Raw genomic sequence first — 21,299 nt, forward strand, 5'->3', positions numbered from 1 at the left:
TCACACAGAATGCTGTTAGCAATGTCCGATGTTCGCTCACAAACGACCTTCACTACCAATCCACCCCAAGTCAGTCGCCGGCTTAGCAACAAAAATACACCCCCAAAACATTATGGTAAATCCCGTGTTGTGCTGTGCTCAGTCGGTTGTATCTCGCAAATTCTTCAGCAAACATCTCTTAAGCACAAATATGGAGCACCTACCATGAACATAACCAAAATCGACCATATCCACGTCTACGTTGACGATATAGAAAAAGCAGAACGCTGGTATCAGGAAATCCTTGGCTTCACCCGCGATAGCTTGCTGTACTTCTGGTTTGAACAAGGAGGGCCGCTGGTCATCAGAAATAGTGGCGCATCGCTTTCCCTCTTCCTGAGAAAATCCCAGCACCCGGGCCATACCATGGCTTTTGCCGTGCAGGCGTCAGCATTTCTCGAACTGATACCTACCCTAAAGTTCAACAAAATCGCCTATACCGTCAGTGATCACGATGTCTCTATGTCCCTGTACTTCAGCGATCTCAGTGGCAACAAGATTGAAATAACGTCCTGGGAATATACGCAGGCAAAACAGATATTGGAAAACGCGGGATAATGATTCGCCAGTCAGGAATGAATAACGCTACAATCAATAACGGACTAACATTTTGAAAGGAATCAAAAATTGAAATTTCACTACTCGCTTCATCGCCTTAGCTTGGCAAAGCAATGGCAAAAGGACAGTTTCAGAATTGCATTTTTATTCTCATCGGCCTATTCTTCTCAGCCGTGATCAAATGGCTATTACCCCAATTAACTCATGGTAATATCACCGGCGGCTTTACCGGTATGCTATGCGGGCTTGCAGCAAGCTTTTGGTTTACCAATATTGCGTGGCTTACGTTTAAGACCCCCATTCGCCAAAGCGACCTGGATTCAGTTCTGGAGAAATACCATTACCAGCAAACTGAGCAAGGTTATTATGAGCTGCAGATAGCGAAATACCGAAGATTCAAATCTCAGCGTATTTATATAAGTAACGATGGCAATGACATCACGCTTGAAGGCCCCTATAACACCCTCAAAAGAATTATCAATCATCTCAATAAATAGCCGGAAACTTTGAGGGGCCAATATTAGATGACTGGAACAAATATCAATCCAGTCATCTTCACTCTTAACCGTGCACCACCACATTAAACCCTTCATCCGCATGCGGTGCGACGAAGTAGCTGCTGATCACCTCGAACTGCGCATCGGTGGCCGCGAAGTCATGCTCACCTTCTGCGTTGCGCGCATGCAAACGGGTTTTGCACACCGCATCCGGCACATCGATAAAGTGCAGTTGATGCTCCGCCTGAGCACTCTGGATCACCGCCTTCATCCACTGACGTTGGCCGACGGTGTTCGCCGGGAAATCCAGCACCACCGACACACCGCGCTGTAACAGTGCGATCAGATGTGGCGTCATCGCATTGCGTAATTTGCCCGCACAACGGACGTAGTCCGCAACATCCTGCATCTCTTCGGCGAACAAATGTGCCAGCCAGGCGTCTTCGCTGATAATCACCGCGCCAGTTTGTTGGGCCAGTTGATGTGCCAGCGTTGATTTTCCGGCAGCGATTTTACCGCACAGCAGATGCAAAACAGGACGAGATGTGGACACAGACGCAGATTCCATTAGCCAGCTCCAGATAAAATGACGCTCTACCATGCCGTTAAATGCCGGTCCAGTAAAGCCTGGCATCTACACTTACGCTATCTCTGCAAAAATAAGGAGACGCATGATGAGTCAACGCCTGCATAAAATCGACTTTCCGGTCAGCAAGGCGCGGAAGTATCTGGAACCCGGTCCGGTGGTGTTGCTGAGTTCGCAATTTGAAGATCACCACGACATCATGACGCTCGGCTGGCACACCATTCTGGAGTTCTCGCCGTCACTGGTGGGCTGCATGATCGCCAACGGCAACTACAGCCATGAGCTGATTCGGCAAAGCGGACAGTGCGTGATGAACATCCCCTCGGCGGATTTGGTGGATAGCGTGGTGGCGATTGGTAACTGCCATGGCGATCGCCTCGATAAGTTCGATGCCTTTCACCTCACGCCAGAACCGGCAAAAGTGGTGAATGCGCCGCTGATCGATGAGTGCTTCGCCAGCTTTGAGTGTCAGCTGTATGACGATTCGATGGTGAATAACTACGGCTTCTATATTTTCGAAATCGTTAAAGCGCACGTGGCCGATAAACCGGAATTTCCGCCGACGCTGCACTACACTGGCGAAGGACGTTTTACCGTAATGAGCAATAGCGTGCTCGACAAGCACCATGATTTTAAGCCAGAAATGTTAATTTAGGCGGCTTGAATTCACCTTCGAGCGCCCTCACAGTAACGCTTTCGACCTGACAGGAGTAATAACAATGGCAACCGAATATGCGGTGATCGCCGGTGGCTGTTTCTGGTGTACCGAAGCAGTGTTCAAAGATGTGATTGGCGTGGAGTCAGTCGAAAGTGGGTATACCGGCGGGGAGCGCCCGAACCCAACCTATGAGCAGGTGTGCAGCGGTGCCACCGGCCACGCCGAAGCGATCCGCGTCGGTTTCGATCCCGAGCAAGTGAAATATGGCGACCTGCTGGATATCAGCTTTGCGACGCACGATCCAACGCAGCTGAACCGTCAGGGCAACGACGTCGGTACCCAGTATCGTTCAGCGATCTTCCCGGCGAATCCAGAGCAGGAAGCCGAAGCGATTGCCGCCATTGCGCGTGCGCAAGCCGATCTCAACGTGCCGGTGGTGACCACCATCGAGCCGCTGAAAGAGTGGTATCCGGCAGAAGATTATCATCAGGATTACTGGGATGGCGCCGGCCAGCGTAACGGCTACTGCATGGCGGTGATTCCACCGAAACTGCAGAAGCTGCGTAAGAGCTTTGCCAACCGCGTGAAGCAGGGCTAATCCAGCCCCCTAAGATGCGGCCTCTGCACGCCGCATCCAGTCTGCTTATCACCATCAAAGGTCGTCATTTATGACGACCTTTTTGCATTAAAGCGTCATAATAGCGCCCTCTTCTCTTCAGGGAGCGATGATGACCACGCCTCAACCCGCAATCCCCGCGCGCAAGCGGCCCATGAAACTCAACACGCTGGTGACGCTGATGCTCAGCGCGGTGATCGTGCTGGTGCTGCTGAGTGTGCACATGTTCTATTTCTTCCAGATTGGTGCCTCAACCCGCGCCCAGCTGGAAGATAAAGCCATGGCGGTGGCCCGCACGCTGGCAAGATCGCCGGAGATTCAGCAGGCGCTGACGCAACCGGTAGCCAATGCCAATATTCAGCCCATCGCGAAAGCCGTGGAAGAGAGCAACAATCTGCTGTTTATTACCGTCACCAATATGGACGGTATCCGCTATTCTCATCGCAATCCGGAACTGGTCGGTAAGCACTTTATCGGCGAGGACATTGGGCCTGCCCTGCGCGGCCATGAAAACGTCTCGGTGAACAAAGGTTCTTTAGCAAAAGCGCTGCGCGTGTTTACTCCGGTGTATAACGCGGAGGATCGGCAGATCGGCGTAGTGGCGATCGGTATTTCCCTTGATGCCGTGACCGATCAGATCAACGAAAGCCGCTGGAGCATTATCTGGACCATCCTGATTGGTACGCTGGCAGGCGCGATTGGCACCCTGGTGCTGGTGCGCGTGCTGAAGCGCATCTTGTTCGGCCTCGAACCCTACGAGATTTCCACTCTGTTTGAGCAGCGTCAGGCAATTCTCAACTCGGTCAAAGAGGGCGTGGTGGCGATGGACGATCAGGCTCAGGTGACGCTGGTGAATCAGGCCGCGCGCACCCTGCTTAATGAGCCGTCGTCCAGCGGTATGATTGATAACGAGGGCATTGATGATGCCTCGGTGATTAACCAACATCTGCGAGATGTGCTGCACAGCGGCCGTGCGCGTCGTGATGAAGAGCTGAATGTGAATGGTCGCTTGCTGTTGTGCAATACGGTGCCAGTGCGCAGCCAGGGACGCATTATTGGCGCGGTCTGTACTTTCAGGGACAAGACCGAAATCAGCCGACTGATGCAGCGTCTGACGGGCATGGTAAACTACGTCGATGCGTTGCGGGAGCGCTCGCACGAGTTCATGAACAAGCTGCACGTGATCCTCGGCCTGCTGCACATGAAAAACTATGCGCAAGTGGAAGCGTATATTTTGAAAACCGCCAATAATTACCAGACTGAAATTGGCTATTTGCTCGATCGCATCAAGTCACCGGTGATTGCCGGTTTCCTGCTGAGCAAGATCAATCGCGCTTCGGATTGCGGTCATCGCCTGACCATCAGCGATGCCAGCTATGTGCCCGACAGCGGTAACGAAGACCAGATGGCGGCCCTGATCACCGTGGTCGGTAATCTGGTGGAGAACGCCATCGATGCGCTCAGCGAGCAGACCGAAGGCGAGATCCACGTGATGCTGCACTATCAGAACGGCTGGCTGGCGTGCGAAGTGAGTGACGATGGTCCCGGCATTGAGCCGGCCAATCTGGCGACAATTTTTGATAAAGGGTTCTCCACTAAAGGAGAGAACCGTGGCGTCGGCCTGTTCCTGCTGAAACAGCAAACGGAAAACCTCGGTGGCGGCGTGACCGTTGAGTCAGAACCCGGCGTATTTACCCAATTTTTAGTACAACTTCCCTGGGATGGAGGAAACCAATCCGCATGATCAATGTGTTAGTGGTCGATGATGACGCCATGGTCGCTGAGCTGAACCGCTCGTTTATCGGTCAGGTTCAGGGCTTTCACTGCTGTGGAACCGCTTCGACCCTGAAGCAAGCCAAAGAGATTCTGTTCAACAGCGACACCCCGATTGATTTGGTGCTGCTGGATATCTACATGCAGCAAGAGAATGGCCTCGATCTGTTGCCGGAACTGCGCAAAGCCCAGAGTTCGGTAGAGGTGATCATCATTTCATCCGCTGCCGATGCCGAAAACATCAAAACTTCGCTGCACTACGGCGTGGTGGATTATTTGATTAAGCCGTTCCAGTTCCCACGTTTTGAAGAGGCGCTCACCAGCTGGCGGCAGAAGAAGTCGCTGATGGATAATCAGCACTACTATCAGCAGTCTGATGTCGATCTGTTGATCCATGGCAACCCCGCCACGCAGCATGACAACAAACGCCTGCCGAAGGGTTTAACGCCGCAGACGCTGCGCACCTTGTGTCAGTGGATTGATGCCCATCCCGGTCACGAGTTTTCCACCGATGAGCTGGCGGCGGAGGTGAATATTTCGCGCGTGTCGTGCCGTAAGTATCTGATCTGGCTGGCGCAGATTAATATTCTGTTCACCAGCATTCACTATGGCGCAACCGGGCGTCCGGTGTATCGCTATCGTTTACAGCCGGAATACCATTCGCTGTTGCAGCAATACTGTCAGTAACGCAGCTGCCAGGCGAAATCGCGCTGCTGGAACTGGAAGTGGCGCGGTGAAGAGCAGATGATCTGTCGATCGCGCGTCACAAACACCGCATCCAGATCGGGCTGGTCGGCCAGATAAGCCAGCCCCTGCTCCACGCCCATGCCGTACAGCAGCGTCGTGTAGATGTCACCATCCAGTGAGCGGTCAGAAATTACCGTCACGCTCAGCAGCTCGTTATCCAGCGGATAGCCGGTGTGGGGATCAAAGATGTGGTGCCAGCACTTGCCGTCCAGTTCGAAATAGCGCTCGTAAATCCCCGATGTCACCACCGATTTCCCCTGCACCTGCAGCACACCCAGCAGTTCATTCTCGCGTCCAAACGGCTTTTTCAGGCCGATGCTCCAGCCTTGTGGCTCATGCGGCGGTGCGCCGAGGGTCTGCACATTGCCCCCGAGATTGATCAGCGCCTGCGGCACGCCCTGCTGGCGTAAAAACGCCTGCACCACATCCGCGATATACCCTTTGGCGATGGCCCCGAGATCGATCTCCATGCCCGGCTGTTGCAGGAACACCGAACGCTCTTCTTCGTTGAGGATCACCTGATGTGGATCGGTGAGCGGCAACAGTGCGGCAATCTCATTGGCGGGAGGCACGGCACGCCCCTGAAAACCAATCTTCCAGCATTTGACCACCGGACCGATGGTGAAGTTAAAAGCGCTGCCGGGTGACACACTGACGGCATGTGCCACGCTGATCAGTCGGAACACCGCCTCACTGACGCGCACTGCATGGCGACCCGCTGCCTGGTTGATCGACATCACTTCGGATTCGGCACGATTGACGGTGAACAGGTTTTCCTGCTGCTTGATAAGTTGAAAGACCTGACGGGCTAAGGTGGGGTTATCGTCGAACAGTTTGAGCAGAATGGGCGAACCCATCAGAACAGCGGAGTAAGAGTAGACGCCTTCGGTCATAGAGCCTCGTTTACCCGCCATACTGCGCGCCAGTGGGTTGTGTCGATAACCCAATGACCGACCGCTGCCAGTCATTGGGATTCACCCTTAACGCTTTACTCTGGTACGCAATATTTTGGGTAATTAACGTTAATTAGTTTCCTAACGCCAGTTTAGCCGCATTGTGACCGGCCTTGATACCGAAGATGATGATATCCGCTACCGCGTTACCACCGATACGGTTCGCACCGTGGATACCGCCGACCACTTCACCAGCAGCCCAGGCACCCGGAATCACCTGTTTCTGCGCATCCAGCACCGCAGTATCGGTGTTGATGGTGACGCCGCCCATGGTGTGGTGCACCCCCGGGGCGATACGGATGGCGAAGTACGGGCCTTTATTCAGCGGGTGACGCAGCGCCGTCTTACGACCGAAGTCTTCATCATCCTGTTTCGCCACAAACTCGTTGTAACGACCGAGTGTGGTCTGCAGCGCTTCCTGATCCATGTTGAGTTTCACCGCCAGCTCGTGCGGGGTTGGTGCGCTAATCACAAAGCCTTTGGCGATATACTCGTCGGCCGCTTTGTTGTTGGCACGCACCTGCTCATCAAACACGATCCATGCGCTTTTCTCTGGCAGTGCGATGATCTCAGCAGAGACTTTGTCACGGGTTTCCATCTCATTGTAGAAACGATGACCCGCCTGGCTGACCAGAATCGCCCCGCCGCCACGCATCGCTTCGGAGATCAGATAAGACGTAGTCTGTTCAACCGTTGGGTGAATCTGGATCTCACCCATATCCACGGTATCCGCACCGATTTTTTGCAGCATGGCGATACCGCTACCGGTGGCACCTTTGTGGTTGGTGGTGACGAAGCCATCCAGTTCCGGGCGATATTTCACCACCATTTCGCGGTTAGCACTGAAACCGCCGGTGGCGACAATCACGCTTTTCGCATTAAGAATGCGGCTGTCATTGTACTCATCCACCACTTTGACGCCGGTAACGGCACCGTTTTCCACCAGGATCTCTGAAACTGAAGTCTCCAGCAGCACTTCGATTTCGCGCTGGTTGACGTTTTTCACCAGGCCGCTGATCAGGAAGCCACCGACGGCAGAACGGTCTTCCGGACGGTGCGTACGGTCGATGCTCATGCCGCCAGTAATGGTGATGTCGCACAGCTCGATATTTTTCGCCGCCAGCCACTCAATCGCTTCCGGCGCCTGCTCAACAAACTCGCGCAGCAGCACCGGGTTGTTTTTGAATTTACCGCCCTTCAGCGTCTCTTCGTAGAACAGCTCTTTGCTGTCTTCGATGCCTTTCAGTTTCTGATAGCGGGTTTCGGCGGCGTTCATGCCCACCGAGGCTTTGATGGTGTTACCGCCAATGGTCGGCATCTTCTCGATGATCACCACGCGTGCGCCGTCATCGTGCGCCTGAATCGCCGCCGCCAGACCGGCACCGCCAGTCCCCACCACTACCACGTCATAATTGACCGGTGCGTTCGGGTTACCGCCCTCTTCAATCACATACTCTTTACTGGAGGTGGTCAGTGCGCGGGAGACCGCTTTTTTCAGCGCCTCACTCTGCGTGGTCGCACCGGTGATCGCATCGACGTGCGGGCTGTTTGCCACCAGAATGCGTTCACGCAGGCTTTCGAAGGTACTGGTAAAGTCGACATCCAGGCTGGGATCCGGCACCAGTGAGATATCGGTGATACGGTCCGTGTCGAGGGTGACGTTGATTTTCAGCTTCAGCGCTTCGGCTTCCACTTTCGCCTGGTAAACTCCGGCTTTGTATTTACGATGGCCATCGCTAACGTCGCGGATCATCGCATCCACCAGCGAGAAGCGCCACAGCGGTTCTGGAATCGTCAGCGCCTCACGCTTGGTGCTGTCGATGTAGAGCTCCATGTGCTCGTTTTTGATGATGCGATCGGCCCAGTCCGGATAGGCGATGCAGGCTTTGCCGACCGCCACCAAATCAAAGCCGTGCTCCAGCGCGTTCTCGGCATCTTCTTTATTCACCACACCACCCACGCCAATCACCGGCACTTTCGCCAGCGTGGCAGAACGTTCGGCCAGGTATTTGGTGATCAGTGGCGTGGGATCTTTGGTATCGACAATCGATGGACGCAGCAGCTGTCCGACGGAGAAGTGCACGTAATCCAGACCGCGCGCCGCCAGTTTTTCCAGCAGATACATCGTGTCGTCCCAACGGATACCGGGAACTTCCAGCTCTTCCGGTGAGAAGCGATAACCGATGATGAAGTCAGCCGCCGCAAAGCGATCGGCCATTTTATGGGTGATCTCCAGCACTTCCATTGGGAAGCGTGCGCGGTTATCGCGGCTGCCGCCCCATTTGTCGTCACGCTGGTTGGAGTTAGGTGAGTAGAACTGCTGAATCAGATAGGTGTTCGCGCCATGAATTTCGACGCCATCGAAACCGGCTTTGATGGCACGGTTCACCGCATCACCAAACTTGGTGATCATCACATCGACTTCTTCGGCGGTCAGCGCTTGCGGCTTAGTGGCACCATCACGCGGTGCAGCAATGGCACTCGGTGCAACAGGGGTTTTACCGCCAATCAGCGCAGGTTCCACCATGCGGCCACCGTGGTAAATCTGCAGAATGGCTTTTGAACCTTCAGATTTGATCGCATGGGCGATTTTCGCCAGCCCGGCAATTTTGTTGTCGCTGTCGATACCCAACGCGCCAGGGAAAGCCGGGCCACGGTTATCAATAAAGCAGCATTCGACAATCACCGTACCGATACTGCCCGCACGTACGCGGTAATACTCGACCAAATCGCTGGTGACACCGCCGTCAAAATAGCCGGTACAGGTGGTCATCGGGGCCATCACCAGACGGTTTTTCAGCACCGCACCTTTCGGCAGCGTTAGCGGGTTAAGGATTGGGGTGAGCTTATTCATAATGAGCAACTCCAGAATTAAGAAATTGTGTATTCAATTCTTTGGCGGTTCGGCGCGGCTTTATAATTATTTAAGTGGTCCGATTTCATGGCGTAAATATACCATTTTATTTAGTTACATAACCCAGAAAGTTAGTTATATAAGTTTTACGTTTGGAAATGATATTTGATGCTCATTGCCAGAATAGGCGCTCCGCTAAGTTTTAACCAAGACTTGACAAAAATCAACTTTTTCCTTACATTTAAAACAAATGTAGTACTATCATAAAGATAAAAGCCTCTATCCCGCCTCATTTTGCTCGATTTTTCGCGTTTCGATAGTTTGTAGCGTTTAATCCACAGCAGACAGAAAGTTAAATAAAAAGCAAAAGATAAAAATTAAAAAACAGTGCATATTTTTTATTGATCTAGATCAAAGGAGATATTTTAATTAATCGCATCTTAGCTGCATTCAATTGATAATTCGCGTATCGAATTTGCAAAGCAAAGTTTCATCAAAGAACAAAATTTAAATTGTCACGACTCATCTGCTGCACGCATGTTGAAACCAAAAGAACAGTGTGTTCGTGACAATCAATCGCATTCTTCCTAACTTGCAGACAAAACTATGAACACACAAACAACCCAGAGTGCCTCCCCCGTAGTGCCTCCTGCGGCGCCGGGGAAAAAGAATCGCCTGATTATGTTGTGCCTGCCGATCATTGTGGCGGTGCTGTTGCTGCTGGTCCCGACCCCTGCCGGGCTGGAACCCTATGCATGGCACTTCTTCGCTATCTTTGTCGGTGTGATTGTCGGGCTGATCTTTGAACCGCTGCCCGGTGCCGTTATCGGCCTCACCGGCGTGGTGGTGATTGCGCTGTTCAGCCAGTGGGTGCTGTTTAGCCCGGCCGAGCTGGCTGATCCCAAGTTCAAAACCGCCGCGCAGTCGTTCAAATGGGCAGTGAGTGGCTTCGGCAACTCCACCGTCTGGCTGATCTTCGGTGCCTTTATGTTTGCCGCCGGCTACGATAAAACCCAGTTCGGTCGCCGCCTGGCGCTGATTCTGGTGAAGTATCTCGGCCGTCGCAGCCTGACACTCGGTTACGCCATCACCTTCGCTGACCTGTTACTGGCACCGTTTACGCCTTCTAACACCGCGCGCAGCGGCGGGACCATCTACCCGATCATCGCCAACCTGCCGCCGCTGTACGGTTCCAAACCGAATGACCCGAGCGCACGTAAGATTGGTTCTTACCTGATGTGGGTGGCGATCACCGCCGCCTGTATCACCAGTTCAATGTTCCTCTCTGCACTGGCACCGAACCTGCTGGCGCTGGCGCTGGTAAAAAGCGTGGTGGGCTTCGAAATCTCCTGGGGCATGTGGTTCCTCGCTTTCCTGCCGCTCGGTGTGCTGTTGATTCTCACCATGCCGCTGCTGGCTTACTGGCTCTATCCGCCGGAAGTGAAGGTTAATGACGAAGTGCCACGTTGGGCGACCGCTGAACTGGCGAAGCTCGGCAAGCTGTCACGCAACGAAATCCTGCTGCTGGTGTTTGTGGTCTCAGCACTGATGATGTGGATCTTCGCTGCCGCATGGATTGAGCCAGCGATGGCCGCCCTGCTGGTTATCGTGCTGATGCTGTGGACCGGTGTACTCAACTGGAACGATATCACCAGCAACAAAGCGGCATGGAATACCTTTGCCTGGTTCGCCACACTGGTCGCCCTGGCGGATGGTCTGGCGCGCGTGGGCTTTATCGCCTGGCTGGGTAAAGAAGGTGCGCAACTGCTGCACGGTTATGACCCACAAGTCTCGGCGGTGGTGTTGCTGGTGGCCTTCTACTTACTGCACTACCTGTTCGCCAGTACCACTGCGCACACCACGGCACTGTTACCAGCGATGCTAACCATTGCCGCCTCGATTCCGGGCATCAACATGCCAGTGTTCTGCCTGATGATGTGTGTGTCCCTGGGTGTGATGGGTATTATCACCCCGTACGGCACCGGCCCTAGCCCGATTTATTACGGTAGCGGCTACCTGCCAACCAAAGATTACTGGCGTCTCGGTACTATCTTTGGTGCCATCTTCCTGATTGCTCTGATGGTTATCGCCTACCCGTGGATGGTGATGATGTTCTGACGATGTTGCTCCGATGTTAAAAACGGAGCCGCGCAGTACCGTGAAAGTGTTATGATGCTCGCCAGTCAGCCCTTGCGGAGGGCTGGCGAGAGAAAATCTAAAAACAGATCGCCTAATTTGTCACCTGCCACTCTGACAGGCGACACGAAGCTAAGTGAGCCAACATGTCGAACAAACCCTTCTATTATCAGAATCCCTTTCCTCTCGCCAAAGATGATACCGAATACTATCTGCTGAGCCGCGATTACGTCTCAGTAGCCAACTTCGATGGCGAAGAGGTGTTGAAAGTCGATCCGAAAGCCCTGACGCTGCTGGCGAAGCAGGCATTCCATGATGCTTCATTCATGCTGCGCGCCTCGCATCAGGCGCAGGTTGCCGCGATTCTGGCGGATGACGAAGCCAGCAAGAACGACAAATACGTTGCCCTGCAATTCCTGCGTAACTCGGAAATCGCCGCCAAAGGCGTGCTGCCGACCTGCCAGGACACCGGCACGGCGATCATCATGGGCAAAAAAGGCCAGCGCGTCTGGACCGGTGGTGGCGATGAAGCCGCGCTGTCACAAGGCGTCTATAACACCTTTATTGAAGACAACCTGCGTTACTCGCAGAACGCCGCGCTGGATATGTACAAAGAGGTCAATACCGGCACCAACCTGCCGGCGCAGATCGATCTCTACAGCGTGGATGGCGACGAGTACAAATTCCTGTGCATCGCCAAAGGCGGCGGTTCTGCCAACAAAACCTATCTGTATCAGGAAACCAAAGCGCTGATCACCCCGGCCAAGCTGAAGAATTATCTGGTCGATAAAATGATGTCGCTCGGCACCGCCGCCTGCCCGCCGTACCATATCGCGTTTGTGATTGGCGGTACCTCAGCAGAAAGCACGCTGAAAACCGTTAAGCTGGCTTCCACCCACTACTACGATTCACTGCCGACCGAAGGTAACGAACACGGTCAGGCATTCCGTGACGTGGCATTGGAGCAGGAACTGCTGAAAGCCTCACAAGAGCTGGGCCTCGGCGCACAGTTCGGCGGTAAATACTTCGCCCACGATATTCGCGTGGTGCGTCTGCCGCGTCATGGTGCGTCTTGCCCGGTGGGCATGGGTGTCTCTTGCTCGGCTGACCGTAATATCAAAGCCAAAATCAACCGCGAAGGCATCTGGATCGAGAAACTGGAAGATAACCCAGGCCGCTATATCCCGGAAGAACTGCGTCAGCAGGGCGAAGGCGAAGTGGTGAATGTCGATCTTAACCGCCCGATGAGTGACATTCTGGCGCAGCTGTCATCCTATCCCGTGGCAACCCGCCTGTCGCTGAACGGCACCATTATCGTGGCGCGTGATATTGCCCACGCCAAACTGAAAGAGCGCATCGACAACGGCGAAGGTTTGCCGCAGTACATTAAGGATCACCCAGTGTATTACGCGGGTCCGGCGAAAACCCCGGAAGGTTATGCCTCCGGTTCACTTGGCCCAACCACCGCGGGTCGTATGGACTCCTACGTTGACCTGCTGCAGGAACACGGCGGCAGCATGGTGATGCTGGCAAAAGGCAACCGCAGCAAACAGGTGACTGATGCCTGCCATAAACACGGCGGCTTCTACCTCGGCAGCATCGGCGGCCCGGCAGCGGTACTGGCGCAGCAGAGTATTAAGAGTCTGGAATGCGTGGAGTACGCAGAACTGGGAATGGAAGCCATCTGGAAGATTGAAGTGGAGAACTTCCCGGCGTTTATCCTGGTGGATGACAAAGGCAATGACTTCTTCCAGCAGATCCACAATCAGTGTTCTGCCTGCGTGAAGTAAGGCTTTAAGCCGTGCTAAAACTAAAAATCCGCGGCTTATGGCTGCGGATTTTTTTATGGGGTGAGCACTGCGCGATGCTTACATCGCACCGAGTTGTACGTCTAACAGCATATCGGCATCATCATCGTTTTGACCAATCACGTAGATCGCCTGACGTCCCGGCAGATTCACCGTGATGATGTGCTGATCATCGGCATCCAGCACGTCATCGTGCTGTTCCTGAAACTTATGCAATGTGTTCATGTTTTTCCTTAAAATGGTGCGCGACTTTACTTTCCCTACACTCTTATATCGACAAGACCAGGCTCAAATGTAGCGGAATATTCTGCTTTCGTGATGCAGGCACTCTGTCACGGCCAAATGACAGTCTGATTAAAGAAGTAACGCACATTTCTTACTGTGAGGATGTCAGTGCCGGACAACCTGGTAGCGCCGGATAACGGATGCAATCCGCTGTCACCGCCTTCTCACTGTGCGGTGTCCCATCCGGTGCCCAGCGGTAATCCACCATGTAGGCGCGATACACCGTGTTGCCACTGTAGTGATCGCGCGGCATCGCTTTGCCGTAAAACGGGCTGACGTACTCCCAGACAATCGCGCCCTGCGGTGTCACCTGGAACAGGCGGCCGCTCTGCCCTTCGTTGATCAAGGTGTTGCCATTCGGCAGGCGCTGCGCGTTGCTGATATAGGCACTGTAGAAGGTGGAGATCGCTTGTCCTGATTTCTCGCCGGTGTACTCCCAGACGATTTGTTTGGTCTGCGGGTTCACTTCAATGACGCGTGAAGCGGAGAAGAATCCTTGCCGCGTGGGCGGGAATCCGGCGTTGCCCTGATTATCAAAAATCAGAATATTGCCAGCACCCGGCAAGCCCGGTCCGATCATGTGCACATCGTGCTCGCCAATCAGCTGATCCAGCGGACGCGGCAGCGGGGTATCCAGCTTCAGCGCTGGATAATCAGGCCCAATGCGCCACACCACTTTGCCCGTCTGCCGATCGACAATCACTGCCACGTTGCCGTTGCGCGAGTTAAACAGGATGTTGTCAGGGGCAAAGCGTTGATCGCCTTTATCAAACCACGGGTTTGGTCCCAGCGGTGCCGCCGTGTTCATATGCAAAAAGTCAGCGTCCTGGCTGTCACGGATCATCGCCAGTTGCGCGTCAGAAAAACCCAGCTCATTGAGGTGATCGGCCACCGACCAGCTCCATAGCTTTTCCCCCTGCGGCGACACCTCCTCCAGCGTATTATCGATAATGCGATAGTTGTAGCCCGGCAGCTGGCGCAGTGTCGCGCCCAGCACCAGCGTGTTGCCATCTGCCAGGCGCTGGATTTCATGGTGTTGGTGCACCGGCTGCTGCTGACTGCCGTATTGCCACTGTACCGCACCGTTCCAGTCCACTTCCGCCACGCTGGCATTCACCATGCCGTTGCCGGGGCTGGCTTCCTTATCGAGATCTTTCTGACGCTCCAGCTGTACCAACAGATGCCCCCGCTGGCCGTTGACGCGATCACTGGGAATTGGCCAGCTCGGGAATCCTTCATAGGCCCAGCGATGCACTTCCTGCCCGGTCATATCAATTAAGTGGGTTTGGTTATCGCTGCCGGGGATCACCACATAACCGTTCCAGGCACGCGCGGGATCGTAATACGTCACGCCCGTAGGAAACGCACTGGGAATGGCCGATGCACCAAATGAGAGGGACAACAGGCAGACAGACAACGTTGCCGCAATACGCATAATTCACCATCCTGACTAAGGGAGAAAGAAAACGCCCTTATAGGGTAGATGCGAATGGCGGCAGGATTAGTCCGAATGAGGCATGTGGGAGAAAAGGCAGCGGCATGACCCGCTGCCTGAGTGCTTAGAAGAAGCCCAGCGGTTGCGTGCTGTAGCTCACCAGCAGGTTTTTGGTTTGCTGGTAGTGATCAAGCATCATTTTATGGGTCTCGCGACCGATACCGGATTTTTTATAGCCACCGAACGCCGCATGTGCCGGATAGAGGTGATAACAGTTGGTCCAGACACGGCCCGCTTTAATCGCGCGCCCCATACGATAGGCGCGGTTGATATCACGGGTCCATACACCTGCGCCCAGTCCGTAGATCGAGTCATTGGCGATGGCGAGGGCTTCCGCTTCATCTTTGAAGGTCAGTACACCGACCACCGGTCCAAAGATCTCCTCCTGGAACACGCGCATGCTGTTGTCGCCTTTCAGCAGCGTTGGCTGAATGTAGTAGCCGCTATCGAACGCTTCACCAATCTTCTCTACACCGCCGCCGTGCAGCACCTGTGCACCCTCTTTCTGCGCGATTTCCAGATAAGAGAGGATTTTGTCGAACTGCTGCTGCGACGCCTGCGCGCCAATCATGGTTTCGGTATCCAGCGGATCGCCGCGTTTGATGGTTTTAATACGTTTCATGACGGCCGCCATAAACGGCTCAAAGATCGACTCTTGCACCAGCGCGCGTGACGGACAGGTACAGACTTCGCCCTGATTGAGGAAACCGAGCACCACGCCTTCTGCCGCTTTCTCGATAAAGCTCTCTTCCGCATCCATGATGTCTTCAAAGAAGATGTTCGGTGATTTACCGCCCAGCTCAACGGTGGACGGGATCAGGCTTTTCGCCGCCAGTTCGAGGATATGCCCACCGGTAGCGGTGGAGCCGGTAAAGGCGATCTTGGCGATGCCCGGATGTGACGCCAGCGCTTCACCGGCTTCTTTACCGTAACCGTGCACCACGTTGATGACACCCGGCGGTACCAGATCTTTGATCACTTCCATAAACAGGGTGATCGACAAGGGCGTCTGCTCAGCCGGTTTTAACACCACGCAGTTACCCGCTCCGAGCGCCGGAGCCAGTTTCCACGCCGCCATTAATAGCGGGAAGTTCCACGGGATGATTTGCCCGACCACGCCCAGCGGTTCATGGAAGTGGTAAGCGGCGGTGAATTCGTCGATTTCCGCTGCCGTGCCTTCCTGTGCGCGCACGCAGCCCGCGAAGTAGCGGAAGTGGTCTACCGCCAGCGGTAGGTCAGCGGCCAGGGTTTCACGTACCGGCTTGCCGTTATCCCAGGTTTCGTTGACCGCAATGTATTCCAGCTTCTCTTCCAGTCGATCGGCGATTTTCAGCAGCACCAGCGAACGCGCCTGCGGGGAGGTTTTGCCCCAGGCATCCGCAGCGGCCTGTGCTGCCGCCACCGCATTATCGATATCGGCCTTATCCGAACGCGGGAACTCGCCGATGGTGGAACCGTTAATCGGGGTGGTGTTGACGAAGTAATTACCGTTCACCGGCGCAACGAATTCGCCGTTGATAAAGTTGCCATAACGCGATTGCAGAGTGATGAGAGAACCTTGTTCTCCCGGAGCAGCGTAACGCATGGTGTTTCTCCTTGCGGACAGAGTGGCGAATAACAACTATGAAACCTGTTATTAACATTGATCGATCAATGTCAGCCTGTCAGATCGCAGAGCGGGAAACTGTGACCGCACCGAAGGAAAATTCCGGGAATGAGGGTTTGAGATTTAGGCGTGATGATCCTGCACGTCAGTCTCAGCATTGATTAAACGTTACGCTCTTGCCTGCCGCAGATGGCCGGAGTCTATTGCGCCAATTCACAGCCAGGTTATCAGCTTTACATCCCTCCAATTTCTTCCCCGCTTCGTTGCGGAAAATTCCGAGTTTTGCCGCATATGCAGCGAAAAGCGAAACAAACGCAATGAATTTGGTCAATATGAAACAGGATACTCATCAGGAGAAAGAGATGTTGGCTTCAGCCCTGACGTTAATGCGCGCCAAAGCGAACTTTGTTCAGCAATTTATTCGAAACCCGCGCAAGATGGGCAGCATCACGCCCTCCTCTGCTGCGCTGTGCCGCACCATGTGCGATGCCGCCAACTGGGATCACAGCCTGCGTATCGCCGAACTCGGTGCCGGTGACGGCGTGTTAACCCGTCATATTCTGGACAGAATGTCGCCGCAGGCTCAATTAGATGTGTTCGAGATCAGTCCAGATTTAGTGAAGAGTTTGCGCGCGTGGAGCGATCCCCGCATGCAGGTGCGTGCGTGCTCAGCCGAGTACTTGTCGGGTGAATACGATGTGATCTTTTCCGGCCTGCCGCTGCTGTCGCTGCCGCCGGAAACGCGCGAAGCGATTCTAAGCGCCGTGCACGATGTATTGGGCCCGCGCGGTGTATTTATCCAGTTTCAATACACCTCATTGACCCAACCTACTCTGTCACGTTACTTCACCTGGCAGCGCCAGCGGGTGCTGAAAAATATGCCGCCCGCCTGGGTTTATCGCTGCACACGGCATTACGCGCCCTGAGCCTGCACGCGCGGCTGCGGCCGCGTTTGCTGCCAGAATCTTTGGAGCAACTCACGTGACCAATCCTCACCGGCGACCTGCGCGCCATCATCACTCACGCCTTCCGGTAAGCAGGTGGTCATGATTTCGCGGGTAAACTCCGGGTGGAACTGCACCGACAGCGCCTGCGGGGAATAACGTAAAATCTGGCAGCCATCCAGCTCGGAACGTGCCAATACTTCAGCCTGCGACGGCGGCGTAATCACCGACTGGCGATGTGACAACCACGCCTGGAATTCACCTGGTAACGTCGCTAACCAGGGATCATCACTGGCAGTGTGGGTCAGGGTTTTCAAGCCGCGCTCCCAGCCGTTCGGGTTATCACCCACTTTGCCGCCCAGCGCATACGCCATCAGCTGATGACCGTAACAGACGCCCAGCAGCGGCAGCTCCGCTTCCAGCGCGCCACGAATCCATGCGGCCGTGCGTTCGCTCCAGTCGGCGTGGTCGGTGACCATTGCCCAGGAGCCGCTGAGAATCGCGCCGCTGACGCGATCAAACGCCGGCAACTCTTCGCCAAGATGCGGACGGACAATCACATAGTCTTCCGGCTGCAGTTGCAGCGCATCAATAAACCAGACGGGTTGTTCACCAATTTGCGCCACGACCTGCGGTGGCGGGACTTCGAGTTGAATCAGAGCAAGGGGTAACGCGCGGGTGTGTGTCATTCCGAATTCATTCCTTAACGGAGTCAGCTTTCGGACATCCACTTTGACAGGAAATCAGTGACCTGTCTTATTTTTTTCCTGCATAAGCTCATGCCATAGCGAAAAATATTTTTGCACAATGTCACAGAAATGCACGGCTTCGTGCCATGATTAGCCGGTGATTACCCCCCTTTCATGTGAAGGATGACATTGTGGCAGTGCGGCATTTCTTTATGGTTCTGATGGTGGTCTCCATCTGGGCTTTCAATAACGTGGCGGTGAAGTGGGGATTGCTGGAACTTCCGCCGCTGTTCCTCACCTGGATGCGCTTCGTGGTGGTGGCGATTGTACTGGTGCCGTTCTGCCGCATTACGCGCGAACAGCTGCCGTGGCTGCTCACCCTTGCCTTCACTTTTGGCTTCATGCACTTCTCGCTGCTGTTTGTCGGCATGCGCTTTACCGATGCCGGAACCGGCGCGATTGTGGTGCAGCTCGGTACGCCGATTGCCATGTTGCTGGCAATGCTGGTGCTAAAAGAGAAGCTGACGCTGGTACAGCTGTTTGGTATTGCGATCTCGTTAGGTGGCGTGGCGGTGCTCTCCGGCAGCCCCACGATTCCGGCGTGGTGGGTGCTGTGCATACTGCTGTGCAGCGCCTTTGGCTGGGCCATCAGCAATATGATCGTGAAGAAATCGCCGCCGATAAAACCGCTGACGCTCACCGGTTGGATCTCATTCCTCGCCGTGCCGATTGTCGGTGCCGCTTCCTGGCTCACCGAATCGCACCAGTTTTACGCCTTAAGTCACGCGGGCTGGCGCGGCTGGTTTGGTATTCTTTACAGCGCGCTGGCTTCCTCGATTGTGGCTTATACCTTGTGGTATTCGTTGCTGAAAAAGTACAACGTCAACTTAATCATGCCTTACTCGCTGCTCACGCCCGTGCTGGCCGTGTTGATGGGCGTATTTGTGCTGGGCGACAGCATGAACAGCTTCAAGATTCTCGGGGCGTCTCTGGTGGTGCTCGGTACCGCCATTGCGGTAATCAACCTGCGTAATCTGCGCATGCACGCGCGCTTTCCTCGCCTGCGCCGCCGTTAAATTCTCTCTGCTATGCTTGAGTCTCGCGCGTTTTCCGGAGACTCAATATGGATACTCAATCTGCTGCCGCGTTATGGCAGCAACTGTGGCAAGGATTGCGTGGCGCGGAACCCCTTCCCGCGCTCAGCTTTCTCCAGCCCGATACCTTTTCTTCCGCGTTTGCCGTCAGTGAACTGGCCGCCACCAGCATCGGGCTGGCAAGCCAGGCGGTGAGCGACTTGCTCGGGCAATCGGCCACGGTTAGCGTCAATGTGCGGCTCGCCTCTCGCTGGTTTCAACACAGCCTCACGCCGTTAAATCGCTCACCCGCCGCGCTCTGGGATCCCTTTGCAGGCGATTACGCCACCACCGATGGCTGGATCCGTCTGCACACCAACGCCCCTCATCATCGTTCGGCCATGGAGCAGGTGCTCGGCCAACACGCCGACCGCGCCGCGTTAGCGCAGCGGGTGTCTCAGTGGCAAGCGGCCGCGCTGGAGCAGGCCGTGATTGAGGCTGGCGGCTGTGCTGCGCAGATGCGCAGTGAGCAACAGTGGTTGCAGCACCCACAAGGGCTGGCCGTCAGCAGTGAAGCGCTGATCGCGCAACAGGCCACGGGGGATGCGCCCACGCCCGGCTGGCAACTGCCGACGGCGCGTCCCTTGCTCGGCGTGCGTGTGCTGGATCTGACGCGCATTATCGCCGGGCCGGTCGCCACGCGTTTTCTCGCCAGCCTTGGCGCGCAGGTTTTACGTATCGATCCTTACGGCTGGGAAGAGCCAACATTGGAGGAGGAGATCACCTGCGGCAAACGCTGCGCACGGCTCGATCTCAAATCCAGAGCGGGCGTTGAGCAGCTGCGCGATCTGATCAAACACGCTGATGTGCTGGTGCATGGTTATCGCGCGGATGCGCTGGAAAAGCTGGGGCTGGATGCCGAGTCACGGCGCAAACTGTCGCCCGGATTGGTGGATGTCAGTCTCAATGCGTGGGGCTGGAGCGGACCATGGCGCAATCGTCGCGGCTTTGACAGTCTGGTGCAGATGGGATGCGGTATTGCCGAACAGGGCATGAGCTGGCGTGGTAACACCAAACCGACACCACTGCCAGTGCAGGCACTCGATCACGCCACTGGCTATATGATGGCCGCCGCCGTGCTGGAAGGGATGCGTCAGCGTCGGGAAAATCACGTTGGCTGGCAGGCTCGCTTATCGCTGGCGCGCACCGCCAGGCTATTGCAACAGTTTGGCGCGTCCCCGCAGCAGCCGCAGCATGGCATTACCGCCCAGCACGACGATGCCCTGCCGACAGTTGAGATCAATGCGTGGGGGATTGCCGAAAGGTTGCGTGCCGCTGCATACCTGCCCGGCACGCCGATGATCTGCGCCACGCCGGGCGTCAAGCTCGGCAGCGGCGCAGCCAGCTGGTAATCAGGCTTCTTCGTCGTTGCCTTCGTTCAGCTCGTCGTACATTGCCTGAATGGCTTCACGGCTCAGCGCGGCCAGCGTGCGGTAGAACGCGCTGGTCGCGTGGGCTTCCACTTTGCCGAGGAACGCGCCGCACCACGGCAGCAGATAGTCGTCGAACAGCGCTAATTGCGCAGCAAACTCATCCTCCGCGGACTGATCTTCCAGCCACGAGGCCGCCAGCAGCAGTACGCCAAAATGGTCGGCTGGCGCGTCGCTTAACGGCATGCCACGTGAAGAGAGAAACGCACGCACATCCGCTTCCTGCGGGCCGTTTGGCCACTGTGAGGCGTAAGGCGGTACGCTGCATTCGCTGCCGACGAACAGTGCGTTGTAATCCGCCGCCAGCGCCTGCGGATCGCTATTCTGCTGCAGACGCGTCAACAGTTCATCCTGCTCCAGCGGCCACTGAGCCTTCAGTTTGCCTTCACGCAGCATGGTGAAGAGCGGCACCAGCAATGGATCTTGTGGCTGGCGGTTGAACAGCGAGCCGATGACGCGGCAGAGAATGGAAAACTCATTCATGCAACAGAA

At 55.2% G+C, this 21,299-nt stretch carries 19 protein-coding genes; 11 read left to right on the forward strand and 8 right to left on the reverse strand.

Features of this window, described 5'->3' with window-relative positions; genetic code table 11:
- Window positions 1–204 precede the first annotated feature (204 nt).
- Both F3J37_RS02990 and F3J37_RS02995 read left to right on the forward strand, forming a co-directional pair.
- Window positions 205–597: a VOC family protein gene (locus F3J37_RS02990; RefSeq protein WP_166931745.1), complete on the forward strand. Its 393-nt coding sequence runs from the start codon at window positions 205–207 to the stop codon at window positions 595–597.
- Between the two features lie 113 nt (window positions 598–710).
- Window positions 711–1,094: a hypothetical protein gene (locus F3J37_RS02995; RefSeq protein ID WP_166931748.1), complete on the forward strand. Its 384-nt coding sequence runs from the start codon at window positions 711–713 to the stop codon at window positions 1,092–1,094.
- Between the two features lie 64 nt (window positions 1,095–1,158).
- On the opposite strand, the gene F3J37_RS03000 is transcribed toward F3J37_RS02995, so the two are convergent.
- Complete coding sequence (locus F3J37_RS03000; protein ID WP_166931750.1) at window positions 1,159–1,662, reverse strand: P-loop nucleotide/nucleoside kinase family protein; 504 nt, start codon at window positions 1,660–1,662, stop codon at window positions 1,159–1,161.
- A 106-nt stretch (window positions 1,663–1,768) separates the two neighbouring features.
- Between F3J37_RS03000 and F3J37_RS03005 the strand changes: the two genes are divergently transcribed.
- From F3J37_RS03005 to dcuR, 4 genes are all read left to right on the forward strand, one after another.
- The gene (locus F3J37_RS03005) at window positions 1,769–2,335 is read left to right on the forward strand and encodes a flavin reductase family protein (protein WP_205298841.1); all 567 of its coding nucleotides are present in this window, start codon (window positions 1,769–1,771) and stop codon (window positions 2,333–2,335) included.
- Window positions 2,336–2,399: 64 nt separating this feature from the next.
- Window positions 2,400–2,936, forward strand: coding sequence for a peptide-methionine (S)-S-oxide reductase MsrA (gene msrA, locus F3J37_RS03010; RefSeq protein ID WP_039334791.1), 537 nt, complete (start codon window positions 2,400–2,402; stop codon window positions 2,934–2,936).
- Window positions 2,937–3,066: 130 nt separating this feature from the next.
- On the forward strand, window positions 3,067–4,698 hold the full coding sequence (locus tag F3J37_RS03015) for a sensor histidine kinase (protein WP_034821920.1): 1,632 nt from the start codon (window positions 3,067–3,069) through the stop codon (window positions 4,696–4,698).
- Complete coding sequence (dcuR, locus tag F3J37_RS03020; protein WP_034821922.1) at window positions 4,695–5,414, forward strand: two-component system response regulator DcuR; 720 nt, start codon at window positions 4,695–4,697, stop codon at window positions 5,412–5,414. The genes F3J37_RS03015 and dcuR overlap by 4 nt, the downstream gene beginning before the upstream one ends.
- Here dcuR and F3J37_RS03025 read toward each other — a convergent pair.
- The gene (locus tag F3J37_RS03025) at window positions 5,408–6,367 is read right to left on the reverse strand and encodes an FAD:protein FMN transferase (protein WP_166932028.1); all 960 of its coding nucleotides are present in this window, start codon (window positions 6,365–6,367) and stop codon (window positions 5,408–5,410) included. The two genes, dcuR and F3J37_RS03025, sit on opposite strands and share 7 nt — an antisense overlap.
- Window positions 6,368–6,500: 133 nt before the next feature.
- On the reverse strand, window positions 6,501–9,281 hold the full coding sequence (locus F3J37_RS03030; protein ID WP_034821924.1) for a flavocytochrome c: 2,781 nt from the start codon (window positions 9,279–9,281) through the stop codon (window positions 6,501–6,503).
- A gap of 606 nt (window positions 9,282–9,887) precedes the next feature.
- On the opposite strand from F3J37_RS03030, the gene F3J37_RS03035 reads away from it, so the two are divergent.
- Together F3J37_RS03035 and fumA are read left to right on the forward strand one after the other, a co-directional pair.
- Window positions 9,888–11,399 carry an anion permease gene (locus F3J37_RS03035; protein WP_034821926.1) on the forward strand — a complete coding sequence of 504 codons (1,512 nt, stop codon included), beginning with the start codon at window positions 9,888–9,890 and terminating at the stop codon, window positions 11,397–11,399.
- 164 nt (window positions 11,400–11,563) lie between these two features.
- The gene (gene fumA / locus F3J37_RS03040; RefSeq protein WP_097119217.1) at window positions 11,564–13,207 is read left to right on the forward strand and encodes a class I fumarate hydratase FumA; all 1,644 of its coding nucleotides are present in this window, start codon (window positions 11,564–11,566) and stop codon (window positions 13,205–13,207) included.
- Window positions 13,208–13,285: 78 nt separating this feature from the next.
- On the opposite strand, the gene F3J37_RS03045 is transcribed toward fumA, so the two are convergent.
- The 3 genes from F3J37_RS03045 to exaC all read right to left on the reverse strand — a co-directional run bounded on the left by F3J37_RS03045 (window position 13,286) and on the right by exaC (window position 16,590).
- Window positions 13,286–13,450, reverse strand: coding sequence for a hypothetical protein (locus tag F3J37_RS03045; RefSeq protein ID WP_166931753.1), 165 nt, complete (start codon window positions 13,448–13,450; stop codon window positions 13,286–13,288).
- A gap of 151 nt (window positions 13,451–13,601) precedes the next feature.
- Entirely contained in the window at window positions 13,602–14,945 is a 1,344-nt protein-coding gene (locus tag F3J37_RS03050) for an aryl-sulfate sulfotransferase (protein ID WP_166931756.1), read from the reverse strand.
- Window positions 14,946–15,069: 124 nt separating this feature from the next.
- Entirely contained in the window at window positions 15,070–16,590 is a 1,521-nt protein-coding gene (exaC, locus tag F3J37_RS03055) for an acetaldehyde dehydrogenase ExaC (protein WP_160832521.1), read from the reverse strand.
- Window positions 16,591–16,973: 383 nt separating this feature from the next.
- Between exaC and F3J37_RS03060 the strand changes: the two genes are divergently transcribed.
- Entirely contained in the window at window positions 16,974–17,537 is a 564-nt protein-coding gene (locus F3J37_RS03060; protein WP_097119214.1) for a class I SAM-dependent methyltransferase, read from the forward strand.
- Here F3J37_RS03060 and F3J37_RS03065 read toward each other — a convergent pair.
- On the reverse strand, window positions 17,525–18,244 hold the full coding sequence (locus F3J37_RS03065) for a glutamine amidotransferase (RefSeq protein WP_058959686.1): 720 nt from the start codon (window positions 18,242–18,244) through the stop codon (window positions 17,525–17,527). The genes F3J37_RS03060 and F3J37_RS03065 overlap by 13 nt on opposite strands.
- Window positions 18,245–18,435: 191 nt before the next feature.
- On the opposite strand from F3J37_RS03065, the gene F3J37_RS03070 reads away from it, so the two are divergent.
- On the forward strand, window positions 18,436–19,320 hold the full coding sequence (locus F3J37_RS03070) for a DMT family transporter (RefSeq protein WP_166931759.1): 885 nt from the start codon (window positions 18,436–18,438) through the stop codon (window positions 19,318–19,320).
- 47 nt (window positions 19,321–19,367) lie between these two features.
- Window positions 19,368–20,729, forward strand: a complete 1,362-nt coding sequence (locus tag F3J37_RS03075) for a CoA transferase (protein ID WP_166931762.1) — start codon at window positions 19,368–19,370, stop codon at window positions 20,727–20,729.
- Here F3J37_RS03075 and F3J37_RS03080 read toward each other — a convergent pair whose 3' ends face one another.
- A complete protein-coding gene (locus F3J37_RS03080) occupies window positions 20,730–21,290 on the reverse strand; it encodes a TorD/DmsD family molecular chaperone (protein ID WP_058959684.1) in 561 nt (186 codons plus the stop codon). It abuts the gene before it with no gap.
- Between the last annotated feature and the right edge of the window lie 9 nt (window positions 21,291–21,299).

Origin of the sequence: Candidatus Pantoea communis (assembly GCF_011752685.1) — a bacterium.
Taxonomy (GTDB): Bacteria; Pseudomonadota; Gammaproteobacteria; order Enterobacterales; family Enterobacteriaceae; genus Pantoea; species Pantoea communis.